This window comes from Gardnerella leopoldii (genome assembly GCF_003293675.1).
Taxonomy (GTDB): domain Bacteria; phylum Actinomycetota; class Actinomycetes; order Actinomycetales; family Bifidobacteriaceae; genus Bifidobacterium; species Bifidobacterium leopoldii.
The window spans coordinates 621,577-634,040 of record NZ_CP029984.1 but is presented as its reverse complement, the minus strand read 5'-3'; the positions used below and the strand labels follow the sequence as shown (position 1 = coordinate 634,040).

Below are 12,464 nucleotides of genomic sequence, written 5' to 3'. Positions count from 1 at the left end.
ACCTCCTTAAAACTTCTCAGATAACGGCACCCAGTTCTCGTCTGCCATATCTTCAGCAAATACCGTGTTATTGATATAAAGCTCACCATCTTTATCTCGCACAAAACCCCAGTTAAGATTTTTAGCTTGAGCATACTGTTTAAAAGCGTTGAACTTATTCTCAATCTGCTTGTCAATATTCTTATCTTGTCCTCTAGCTTCGCCGCCTTTGGTTTCAATTACCCAGATAGAACCGTCTTTCTTCTTTACAATATAGTCTGCATAAAAGAGCCATTGATGCTGCAAACCATCGATATAAACGATCGAGAAATATTGCTGACCTGTATCACCGTTTTTATAAACCCAATCAATGTCATCTCGCGTTTCACAATACTTCTCAAACAGCATCTCAGACGTTGAACGTATGATACTTGTTGCATATCCTGAAGTGTATTCACGGTAAGCATTGGTTAGGTATTCTACTTCATTTTTGACACCCGGATCATACTTAAAGAAATCCTGCTCAGGAATCTTGAAAGTATACGTTTTAGGCGCAAGCTTCAGTTCTTGCTGTACAGACATTTTAGCTGTAACAGCTCTAAATTCTTCTTTCAAAAGATGCTCATTGTTAACAACAAAAGCATAAAAGTCAGCTGTAGGAAGGTTAATGAGTTTTTGCTTATTATTACCACCTTTACGGAATAAGCGTTCCAGAATGACTTTTACTTTGACAGTTGACATACCAATCGTGCTTTTAATCGCATCTACACTGTGCAAAAGTTCGATACCGTGCTTATGCGTATCAACACGCTTTCTAGTCATATAGTATGTGGTAGCTTCTGCTACGGATGCTGTTTTAATGAACTTACCGTATAAAGCAGAGCCGAGTATTTCATTACCAAAAACATAGCCTGCAGCTTCTAAACGCGTGAGGTTTGCTTGCTTATCGTTTGTGAGATTGTATTTTTCAACGAGGAAAGTATAAATCTTTTGCAACACTTCACGTTCACCTAAACCGTTAAAGTCAAGGTCACGGACTTGCTTTTCTAGCGTGAATGTCTTGCATTTATCTTTGAGAAACAGGCGTCTTGTTTCGTAGGCTTTATCCATTGAAGAGAGTAGTCCTGCCTTGTATTTCTCATCAAAAGTATAAACATAGCAGAAATCAAGCAAGTCATCATCATAGTGTCTTGCTTCTGGCATACGGCGTATACGTCCGATTGTTTGTATTTCAAAGGATTCGCTCATGCCTTCACGAAGCTTTACGAGTATTTTCGCACGAGGACAATCCCAGCCAGTGGATATTGCCTGTTTCATAAGAAGGAATACAGGAATGCCGTCATTCTCAGTTAGATCATCAGGTAGGTCTTTCTTATCCTCACTCATCCACTTGCTGACCATACCGTTTTCATACGTGTAACCCATGGACCCAAGCTTTGCTTCTACTGCTTCAATCGTTTCAGGCTTACCATTTGGGAACTGAATCAACACAAGTGGGCGTATTGTTTTACCAATTGATTTATACCTGTCAGCTATCTCTTTGCGCTTACTATCAGCTAGATCAAGCAAAGTATCATAATCGTCATCAATATTGAGATTTTCCTTGAGACCCTCATTAACATAGAGTGCTTTGGTAATAAGACCTGCGTCAATGACATCAAGTTCATCAATTTCAAAAAACTCATATCGCTTGTTTTCAACAGCTGTGGCACTGACGCGAATAGTATGCTTGGCAGCAAAAGCATCAATAATCGTTCTAGCTTTTGCCGTGTTATTGGAGTGTTCCTCATCGATAATAACAATAAACTCTATACCTGAGCGATGTGCTTCCGCTATACGGTCGAATAGATTTTTACGTTCACTATCACGAATAGCAGTGTTACCCTTCTTAATAACCAGCTCCCAGTTGATGAAAGTCGTTGAACTTTCAGGAAATCCGCCTAAAAGCGCGTCAAATAAATTCTGTGTCTTTCTACCTGGAGAAAGTTTCTGCATCTTCTTACGACTTTGATCTTCAAGGTCTCCTTTACCCGGGCATAGCCAAATAAAAGCAGTTTTCTTATCAACATTACTTAAATATTTATCAACATAGTCAATAAGAATAATTGTTTTACCCGAGCCAGTAGGAGCTTTCATGACTACAGTTTCTTTAGCATCCGGCTTAGTAGTTAAATCTATTAAACGGATTACGGCTTTTTCTTGAAATTCAAATAAATTGATTGTAAGTCCAGGATTTACCATGCTTCACCAACCTCCTTCAGCTCATACTCGAAGTAGTAATCAGGAATAATATGAATATCCGTGTTACTAAAGAGAGCATTCTGCTCAGACGTAAAGAGAACGTTATGAGAAACATAAATCGCTTTTACATCCTCATAATTAGACCAGTTCTTAGCAAGCTCGTCAGCTTGTTCATCGGTTAAAACAATGAGATAGTGCTTGTTATCCAATGTAATACCATTTTCAAGTTCTACCATCTCTTTGATGTGAGAAAGGAGTTCTTCACTCACATCATCTGCATCTTTGGGAATAAAGTCAGTCTTGAAGTATTTGAGGTTTGCAGGGATGCCTTCTACATCTGCATATCCATGAATCACACGCTTAATACGCTCATAAGTAACTTCTTCACAAATATTATTCTCGTTATTCGTGCAAAGAATAAACTTACGATTCCCACCATCTTCCTTGTTAAGCTCAAGAACAGCTTGAGCGGTAGTGCCACTGCCTGCGAAGAAGTCGAGGACGGTGGCATTCTGATTTGCGTGAATTCTTAATAAATATTTTATTAAATTTAATGGTTTGGGATAATCAAACGCCTTCTTATCAAAAATACTCATAATTTCCTGAGTGCCGCGAGCTGAATTTGCTCCATTTAAATCCTTAATCAAATTTTGATAAGGTAAAGAGCGTTCAATTACTTCATCATTATTATTCACTTTAAAGTACTGTTTGAAATATATAGCCCATTTACCGTTTTTAGATTGCTTAAACTCTATAAAGTTATTTTTTACCCCCCACGCAACCTTACTTTCTGACCATCTCCAATTCCAGTGTTTTTGTTTTTCTTCTTCACCACCAGGAAATACGAGCCTACCGTCAGGAGTCTTTATTGCATAATTTAATGATTCAGAATAGTGTTGCCCCGTCATTCTTCGATCCAACTTATTAAGAAGATATTTCCCTCTTTTTTCAACATAATTGTCTCTAAATTTGTATTTTTGGTCATCTTCAATAGGTCTAGAGGCTGTAGTACATTCCATCTTGTTTTTGGCATAGCATAGCACGTATTCTGTTACTGTTTTTATGTCAAGCCCTGTATTGGATCCAGGAGTGGATTGCCATATCATGTTAGCTAATAAATTGGACTCTCCATAGATAGAATCACATAGCAATTTTAATGAGTAAAGCTCTATGTCATTAATAGATATCATTATCATACCGCTATCAGTTAATAACTTCTTTGCGTATTGAAGTCTTTCACTCATAAAAGAGAGCCACTTACTATGCCTATACCCATCGTTCTCGTCAACCAATACATCGTTATAAGTAAAATCTTTACTTCCTGTATTATAAGGTGGGTCGATATAGATCACATCAATCTTTCCTGCATGCGTTTTCTCAAGCAACTTCAAACTATGCAGATTATCACCTTCCAATAGAAAGTTATAAGCGTTTTCATCAGTCGCTTTAATTTCACGCTCTTTTACTTCAGTGAACACGGGAATATTGTCTTGCATCATACGGTCAACTTCTTCTTCGTGTTTCTCCCACACAAGACCATATTTTTTCGAGTTGAGCTCATTCTCAATCTCATCAAGAGCAATAAGCATTTCATCATCGTCTTTATGTTCTTCTTTAACTTTATTTAAGAATGCCAGCATGCGCTCGCGCTTTTCTTGCGATAGATTCCCCATTACTTCTCATCCTCCGCTATAAATTCCAAAATATCATTGGGTGTGCAGTGTAAAGCCGTGCAGATATCTTCCACTTTCTCTAGTGATATATATTGCCCGGTGCGTAGTTTTGTAATAATGTTGGCGGAAATATTGCTCATTCTCATTAAGTCCTGATTGGAAATATCTTCTTCAATCATGCGATGTAATAGTTTTTTATAACTAACAGCCATAATTCCCTCCTTATTTTAATAATTAAATATTATCACGATTCTGTGAGTATATCAACGATATAAAGAACCGATAGTACCGGAATATATAGCAGATTAAAAAAGTCTCCTTTGTTATTCATTCAAGGCAAATGCTCATCCCTATAAGTAAAATCGGCGTAGCAGTAGTAATACCGATTACGCCGATAATTTTTTAGGAATTAAATCACTAAGTGAATGCCTCTAATTCGTCTACGCTTATTTTATTAGAGGGTGATGCTGGTACCGGAAAAACAGTTTTACTTAGTGATTTGTTCTATAAAATTTGTAACAAGCTAAGCAAAATAAAAAACCAATCACTCCAATACAATTATGAGGATATTGAAGAAAGAAACGACGAAGAAGATTATGATTATGAATATAAGCAATTTTCAACTATTAATAGTAGGAAAACTGCTTGCATAATTGTAAATCATAAAGAACAAGTGAATGTATACAATCAAATAGCAACAAAATTACGTTTACAAAAAAATAATGATGAACTTGTTATGCTGCCTTCCCAGTTTATTAATCGTTTTAGCGAACAAACAGAACAAGGACGTGGCATTATTGACAGACCAAAACGTTGCTGTGATGTAGCTCTTATTGATGAGGCTCATTTGCTGAATACACAAGCTAATCAGGCTTACTCTGGTTCAAATATGTTGTCTGATATTTTATGTAGGTCTCGAGTTGTTATTGCAGCTTTTGATCCTAATCAAATTTTACAAAGCAACCAGCGTTGGAATTCCGAAGATTTAGAAAAATTATTGGGAACAGATTACAAGGATAAGAATTCTTTCAAAAATAATGATGATGATTGTGAAGAATTATTATTAAATGATTCAATAAGTGTGAGTGTCCGTCGTTTCATTCTTGAAAATCAGATGCGTATGAGAGCTAATGAAAATGTTCTCGAATGGATTAAAAATTTTGTATACAATGGTTGCATTGATACTCTTCCAGTATGTCGTAATTATGAAACAAAAAAAGAAGATTCAAATACTGACAATAAGCCTTTTGATTTCAAAGTATTTGATTCGCCCATTAAGCTATTTAATGCTATTAAGTCTAAATCTGAAGAAAAAGCTTCGGGGTGTGATGGACACGGATTATCACGTCTTGTTGCAACATACGATTGGGAGTATAAGAGCAATAAGAATAATCCTAATTCGGTAAATGGTACTTGGAATGTAGATTTGTATTGCGATAACAATGGAAAATGGCATATTGGACTTGGTCAATATGCTAATGCTAGTAGTTACGAGTTGGAAATTTTGGAAAAAGAAGGTAAGGTTTTTAGCCATCCTTGGAATTATCAATTGTCATCGCAAAACCACGCGAAGCATTCACATTCAATAAAAGAATCAAAAAAATCATGGGCAGAACAGTCTCATACTATAAATGAGATTGGATCTACATTTACTATTCAAGGATTTGATTTAAATTATGCTGGTGTAATAATTGGTCCATCAGTGCAATATCGTAATGGTAAAGTTGTTTTTTGCCCAGAAAATAGTCGAAACGATAAAGCAACTAATAAAAGGCACATTAAAGATTTATCAGCAAATAAGAGAATTGCGCTAGATTATTCAATTGATAATCTTAGAAATGAGCTTAATGTGCTGCTTAAACGCGGAGTTAATGGACTCTACATTTTTGCTGTCGATATGGAATTAGAAAAAGCGTTACTAGAGGCTCAGTGCAAGCGTAATTCATTAAATTAATTTGAGCTACCTGCTTATGTAATAGAATCTTCTAGCACCTTTTATCCACAATTACATGGAAAAATGTTTGTGTGTAGTTAAGTCAAAAATGTATAAAGTTACGCCTAGATATTCTGTATTGCAAAACTACACTCTTTAGTGCACACTATGGATATTGGGTGCACTTTTTAACGATAGGAAAAGCTATCGTTAAAAAGTTTGAGAATCTATTTTCTACAAAACAATTTTTTATTCTGGTAGAAAATTAAAGTACCTTTTTGTAATGATCCCAAAAGTTAGATTTTTGGTCCAACTTTTGGGAGCACTACATTAGTTAATTAGGTGTTTTTAATCGATAACTCGATTATAAAACTTACTTGCAATAATATTCGATTGCCTTGTTGACAAATACTGATGTCCCTTCGCCTGCAAACGCATCTATATTTTTCGTAAAATCACCACCGGAAGCATACATCTTCCCAAGTCCGGATAAAATCTCATTCGAGCACTTATAGAAATTAGCTGTAATAAAGTCCTGCAGTTTCTTTACCAAAGCCTGAACTTCAACTGAATCGCTGGGTTGTGATTTTACCTTGCCAAATTCTGCAAAAATCAGCATGAGTTGTTGATGGAGCATTTTTGTTTTCTCGCTGTTTCTCCTTTTTTCTTTAGCTTCAAATTCCTTGAATTCCGGTGTATCTCCCCAATACTCTTTCGCCTGTTTGGCATACTCATCAATTTTGCTTGTGTCAAATGCTGTAAAGTTCATATAGTTACCTCCTAATGCTTTTAATCCCTTTGCAAAAAGAATTAAATTTTCCAAATGCTCTTTTTTCAGGATTAATAATTTGATTTGTTGTTCCAGCGCTAAATCTTTGTCGAAATGCTCACTGGTTATTATTTCTTTAATTTCTTTGAGCGGAAATTCCAAAGCTTTAAACAGCAAAATGGATTGTAGTACCTTTAGATCCTCATCACCATACAACCTATATCCTGACTCCGAATAAGCGGACGGTTTTAACAAACCGATTTTGTCGTAATACTGAAGAGTACGAATACTAATTCCTGCCATCTTGCTGACTTCATTCACTGTTTCCACTATCTCACCTCCTTCCTTATCACTAGAATAAAGTATTACGCAACGTCATAGTCAAGTATTTTTTGCTAGCGTTGCCGTCTAATACTCAACCTAAGACTGTTGTATTTATACAGCTTCAATCGGCAAACCATGAGTTCCGATTGACACCTGTCACATCTTTTCTGAGTTAATAGTTATGACGTAGATTTGAAATACTTAGGATTTATTTATCCTAAAATATAGGGCACAATCCCCTTAAAAGGAGGCTATCGTTATGAATGTAAATACAGATACGCTGATTTCAATTTCTGAAGCCAATCAAAACTTCTCAAAGGTTGCTCGTCTTGTCGATAAATACGGCTCGGCTGTAATACTAAAAAACAACTCTCCGCGCTATGTGATTTTAGAGTTCCCTAAAGCCGATGAGGTTTCTGCTCCAGCTGATGATGAGGTCATGGCTTTATCGGATATGTTCATCAAAAAGAATACAAAAGTCTATGAGGAATTAGCTAAATGAAGTATTTAACACGAGAACAGGTGATTAAACTTCACCAGGCTCTGATTGAAACAAGCGGTGGTTCCTCAGGTATTCGTGATGAGGGAATGCTTGATTCTGCATTAAAGACTCCACTACAGACTTTTGATAAAAGTGAACTTTTCCTTCACTACTGGATAAATCCACATGACTAACCTTTGGTTTGATCAAAAACCACCCTTTTATTGATGGCAATAAGCGTATTGGCACCCACACCATGCTAATCTTTCTAGCTCTAAATGGCATCACGCTTTCTTACAATGATGAAGATTTGATCGATATCATCCTCAAAGTCGCATCTAATCAAGCCAATGAAAGCGATCTTTATCAGTGGATAGAAAACCACCAAGAATAATGCTCCCACATTCGAGAGCATTTTTAGAACTTGTCAGAGTCTGTCTGACCTGCAAAGCCTACCTTTTCGCTTAGAGCGTAGCGCGAAAAGGTAATTCAGAGCGCTGAGCCACTCAAGGCAAAAGCACTGCTTCTGCGTGGCGAAGACGTGAGCGCAGCTAACCTGCGTGCGAGTCGATGATTTCGAGCTGCATAATGCGCGCGAATGCACTTCGATTCGCTGAGCTTGCTCAAAGTTGAAAGCACAGTGTGCTTTCAACGCAAGCGAAGTACATTAACATCCTGTGCACTCGACCCTAGAGCGTTGATATCTTCCCTCATACAGCAAAATCACGCTCAAAAACCGCGAGAACCCAGCTTAAAGCCGCCACGCATTAAACCTTTTAACGATAGTCCTCGCTAAGCCTTGCTGCATAAGGGCAAATTTGCACCCACCTAGTCAGCCTTTGACATCAATACGACACTCTCGACATACGAACTTTTGTCCAAACTCCCACATGTAAACATCAAGATAAAATATATCTATGAGGATTATTTTCCTATTTTATTGCAAACCATCTTCTATCACGTTTTGTTCCGATTCTTTCGATGACTTTTTCATTTTGTAAGAAATAAATGTTCGCTCTATGGTTCTTTTTGTTAAACCAATTTAAATTGCTCGCTCATCTGAAGTGGAAGCTGAATCTTCAATAAGTAAAGAAACAACTTTCTTTTCAGATTTGTTCAAACCAACATTTTATTTGGCTTTATTATCTAAATATTCATTAAATGTATAAATATTTTCTAATCCAACTATATCGATTAGAAAATTTCTAAAAGTGGAATTAAGAGGTATTGAAACAAATAAAAATAATCTTTTCTTTGGTCTTGAGCAGCATACATAAAACAAATTTCTATTTCGTTCATATGATGCCTCTTTACCTACTGGTATTGGAACTTTCCCAGTTATCATAGGTGCATAAGTCTCAAATTGATATTGGTTCCATCCCTTACTGATAACGAAGACAACATTATCGTATTCTTCGCCCTTAACACCATGTTCTGTCGAAAACTCTGATTCAGGGTACAGAAATTCAATGGCCGCCTTAAATTGACTGTAATCTAAATCTAAAACATCCTGGATTGTTGCATCCAATCCATAGATTGTATCAGGGGCATCGAAATATAGATGGTAGTATCCATCAACCAATGATGGAATAGGCACTAGCTTTGTCTCTACGATAGTGTTGATAACATCAATGGCTCTGCCATTACGAGCTTTCTTTAGCTGCGACTCAAACTCTTTCCATTTCATCTTATCAGCTTTTTTCGTGATAGGATATCGTCTGATTCCAAGCGTATCAAACAGAAGTTGCATATTTGATGTGCTGAGTGCTTCATATATCGGTTCAACGGTATTCATGAAGAATAGCAAAAATGGATCTTGTTTATCTCGGAGTCCATCATCAATAATGGCTAATAGACGCTCATATCCTTGCTGTGTGGCAAGAACCTTATGAGTAATCATCAAAATTTTGATATTTTCATCCTTTGACACGTTTTTCTTGATGTGTTCTGAAAGCTGGAACAGTCTGGATTTCAGTTCTTCTGCGGGGAGATCGTCTTTGAATGTCCGTTCTGTTCGACGTTCTCCAGAAAAATCATCGCAAGTCACAACAACTACTTCACCTTCAAAATTATCTATTGCAGATTGTTGTGGTAAATCTGGGCGAATATCATTTAAAAGCTTCACAATTCTGGGAGCTGATCTAAAGTTTGAACCCTTTTTAATTTCCTGAAGCTTGCTGTGCTCTATCGCACCGCAAGCGTTGTTGGTTTGGTAAATAGTTTGCCATGCATCTCCGAAAAAGCCAAATTGTGGGCCTATTCCTTCTGCAATAAAAAAGTTTATAAAACGTGTGATAATCGGTTTGTAGGAATCTTGGTATTCATCAATTAAAATCAACGGATAATTGTCAGAGAAAACGTGGCGAAATTTTGCATTATCCAGCATAGTACAAAAAAGTTTCAAAACATCATTATGGTGCAAGTAATGAACTCCTTGGGATACATAACGGTGTCCTAAAGTATAACGAATCTCTAACACCTTGCTGAAGTCCGTTTCCGTCGTTGTTAATGACGCATCATTCTCGATAATGCCAATAAGGGTACTTTGATACTGCTTGATTGCATTCCAAGCAAATGAATGGATTGTCGACGGAAGAATAAATGAATCTTGGGATAAGCGCTGCGAAATCACATCAACAGCTGCATTTGTATATGTAATACATATTACATTCTGCTTTTTTCGGCGATAATCATTCCACTTATTTGCTTGAATCCATTCGATTACACGGTTTAGTGAGTAGGTTTTTCCAGAACCAGCGCCTGCCTCCACGCGGAAGCTACGCCCAGCCTTGAGTGCAGAAATTATTTGTTCGTCGACTTTATCTGCTTCCGCCTTAGCTATGTTATAATTTAAATACTCATAATTCTTAGACAATTCTCAATACCTCCTCATTCAAGAACTCGCTGCCGATTAAGCCATATTAAACCATTTTTAATATATTGAGGAATAGAATAATTAGGATTGTTGCAAATCAGATTGAGTGCAAAGTCCGTCTTTCTTTTCTCAGTAAACTCCAAATCTTCTTCGGCAACAGGTTCTGTGAACCCATAATGACTACGATTCACATTCATGATGGCTTCTTCCAAAGATCTGCCACATATCCCATTTTCCGAAGTTTGATATTCAATATGACATTTCCCCAAAGTCTTTTCTGCATCTGTTGCAGCGGTGATATCCGCAAGGTAAATCTTATCTTTACTATTCTGCGGAATACCCTTAATTTTGCGCATCCACCATTTTATTGTTGCATTGGAGGTAGTCTTACCTTTGCTGACAACAGCCTTTGTTCTGCCATCTATCATAGAATCTATATCCGTAAGGATTAAGCAAGGGAGTCCAAGGAAGTCTGCAAAAGGTATGAATTTGTATGCATATGCTCCTCCAATTTCGATCAAAGCATAATACTGTGCGGGCAGTTTATATTTTTCTGAATCAAACAGTTTTTCTTTCTCGCATTTCTCTATCATGTCCGGTAGTAGCAACCGCTCCGAAGCACCCTCAACAAAAATGATCTTATCTGCAAAGAACAAATCACATCTGCTAAGGGTAAGGTATTTCTTGATGAAATCCATGTTGTCAGCATTTTCTCTCGCAAAAATATCAAGGTTCTTATAAACAACTCCAGATTTAGACTTTTTCGCATACCGGATTTTAGAGAAATCCATAGTATTCGCTATATGTGCAGAGTGAGTAGTTAAAAACGTCTGAATATGAACAGTTGTAATTTTATCGAGGAATTTTTCTAAATGCTCCGCAAACGCATGCTGCATTTGAGGATGCATATGTGACTCAGGTTCTTCAATGAACAACAATGGAATGCAGGCGTCTCCCTTTTTCTCAACATCTCGTGCAAACGCAGCCAAGAGAAATTCCATTTTAATCAAATTCTTGTACCCCAATCCGTTATGGGAGCTGGGCAGGCTTTCGTCATCGGCGCCAGAGCTATATGAAAGCCGTGTCTGGTTTTTTATTTGATCGTCAATTTTTAACTCAGTAGTAACACCAAGCTGCAATTCTTCAACATTAGGATATCCAAAACCAACTGCCTTGCTGACCAAGTCACTGAGTATTCGATCGCTTTCTTTTTGCACATTTTTGTTTGCACCATCAACTACTGCACGGAGTTCCTTGACTTTCTCTGCTATATCAGGTGTCAAATCTTCCTCGTTCAAGCTGAAATAGTCCGCAATCAACGAACTAAGGGACTCGTTCTTTTGAGTACCATCTTCTCCAAGCATGCGTTCTGCAGGAATCGGATAATAAGGGAAAAGGTCTTTAAGTTCTCTATGACTTTTAACTTGCCAATCTTCTAAATTCTTTGGATTAACCGCATAGATAATTAAGCCAAACAACCTCGAAAAATTGCTTGCAAGCATAGCGTGCATTTCCTCTGCTTTGGGCGCAAATTTATCATTACTATAGCAACTATCCTTAAACAGTTCCCGCAGTTTGCTTTCGTCAGTTTTCAACTGATACTCCGCACGAATTAACGCTGTAGTGGTATCCACATCAACGTCAATAATGAAAGGTGATAATGCCCCCAATTTTGTATCTTGATCATCCAATGAATAATCAACTACAAACTCTATAGAAATAGGTTCTATTCCTCTGCAGAGATCTTCATAACTCAATTTTTTCTCCATGAACTGAAAAAACAGGTTGTAGAGGTTTTCTCGCTTTGATATAGGATAATCATTATATGAAAAATCGTTTCCTTGTAGCACGGTGTTGATACAGTTGCTACAGGAAGTCTTGGCCGTATTATTCCTGCCAACAATAAGGGTTGTTTTTGCATCGACATCCAATTCGGCATCAATAAGCAATCTGTAGTTTTTAATCTTTATCTTCGATAATCGCATTTTAGCCATCCTTTCACTATTTTTTTAACTTTAACATTATTCCATAGGCTTAATCTTTTCCTCGAAAAATCAATTTCATATTCTGATAATTTATATTTATATAATATTGCTCACCTATTGCTAAAATAGACTTACTCTATTCAATATTTAATTATTAATAGGATACTAAACTTAAACATTTTCAAATACTAATTTTGAAATTTT

9 protein-coding genes and 1 pseudogene are annotated in these 12,464 nt (G+C 36.8%); 4 read left to right on the top strand and 6 right to left on the bottom strand.

What is annotated here, in order from left to right; all coding sequences use genetic code 11:
• Positions 1–6: 6 nt before the first annotated feature.
• Genes DOD25_RS02685 through DOD25_RS02675 form a run of 3 tightly spaced genes read right to left on the bottom strand, consistent with a single transcriptional unit; the run spans position 7 to position 4,105 of the window.
• Positions 7–2,220, bottom strand: coding sequence for a DEAD/DEAH box helicase (locus tag DOD25_RS02685; protein ID WP_064340563.1), 2,214 nt, complete (start codon positions 2,218–2,220; stop codon positions 7–9).
• Positions 2,214–3,893 carry a site-specific DNA-methyltransferase gene (locus DOD25_RS02680; protein ID WP_112928646.1) on the bottom strand — a complete coding sequence of 560 codons (1,680 nt, stop codon included), beginning with the start codon at positions 3,891–3,893 and terminating at the stop codon, positions 2,214–2,216. The genes DOD25_RS02685 and DOD25_RS02680 overlap by 7 nt, the downstream gene beginning before the upstream one ends.
• Positions 3,893–4,105 carry a helix-turn-helix domain-containing protein gene (locus DOD25_RS02675; protein WP_101892141.1) on the bottom strand — a complete coding sequence of 71 codons (213 nt, stop codon included), beginning with the start codon at positions 4,103–4,105 and terminating at the stop codon, positions 3,893–3,895. The genes DOD25_RS02680 and DOD25_RS02675 overlap by 1 nt, the downstream gene beginning before the upstream one ends.
• A 218-nt stretch (positions 4,106–4,323) precedes the next feature.
• On the opposite strand from DOD25_RS02675, the pseudogene DOD25_RS02670 reads away from it, so the two are divergent.
• Positions 4,324–5,847 (top strand): annotated as a pseudogene (locus tag DOD25_RS02670) (DNA/RNA helicase domain-containing protein); the annotation flags it as partial.
• 352 nt (positions 5,848–6,199) lie between these two features.
• On the opposite strand, the gene DOD25_RS02665 reads toward DOD25_RS02670, so the two are convergent.
• The gene (locus DOD25_RS02665; protein WP_112928645.1) at positions 6,200–6,925 is read right to left on the bottom strand and encodes a MerR family transcriptional regulator; all 726 of its coding nucleotides are present in this window, start codon (positions 6,923–6,925) and stop codon (positions 6,200–6,202) included.
• A 253-nt stretch (positions 6,926–7,178) separates the two neighbouring features.
• Here DOD25_RS02665 and DOD25_RS02660 point away from each other — a divergent pair, with 253 nt between their 5' ends.
• The 3 genes from DOD25_RS02660 to DOD25_RS06460 are packed head-to-tail and all read left to right on the top strand — an operon-like array spanning position 7,179 to position 7,794.
• Positions 7,179–7,421 (top strand): prevent-host-death protein, encoded by a 243-nt coding sequence (locus DOD25_RS02660; protein ID WP_004106718.1) that lies wholly within the window; start codon positions 7,179–7,181, stop codon positions 7,419–7,421.
• A complete protein-coding gene (locus tag DOD25_RS06465; protein ID WP_231880198.1) occupies positions 7,418–7,594 on the top strand; it encodes a Fic family protein in 177 nt (58 codons plus the stop codon). Before DOD25_RS02660 ends, DOD25_RS06465 begins: the two co-directional genes overlap by 4 nt.
• Before the next feature lie 8 nt (positions 7,595–7,602).
• The gene (locus DOD25_RS06460) at positions 7,603–7,794 is read left to right on the top strand and encodes a type II toxin-antitoxin system death-on-curing family toxin (RefSeq protein WP_231880199.1); all 192 of its coding nucleotides are present in this window, start codon (positions 7,603–7,605) and stop codon (positions 7,792–7,794) included.
• Positions 7,795–8,529: 735 nt separating this feature from the next.
• Here the strand turns inward: DOD25_RS06460 and DOD25_RS02645 are convergent.
• Both DOD25_RS02645 and DOD25_RS02640 read right to left on the bottom strand, forming a co-directional pair.
• Positions 8,530–10,275: a UvrD-helicase domain-containing protein gene (locus tag DOD25_RS02645; protein WP_101892142.1), complete on the bottom strand. Its 1,746-nt coding sequence runs from the start codon at positions 10,273–10,275 to the stop codon at positions 8,530–8,532.
• Between the two features lie 14 nt (positions 10,276–10,289).
• Entirely contained in the window at positions 10,290–12,260 is a 1,971-nt protein-coding gene (locus tag DOD25_RS02640; RefSeq protein ID WP_101892143.1) for an ATP-dependent nuclease, read from the bottom strand.
• Positions 12,261–12,464 lie beyond the last annotated feature (204 nt).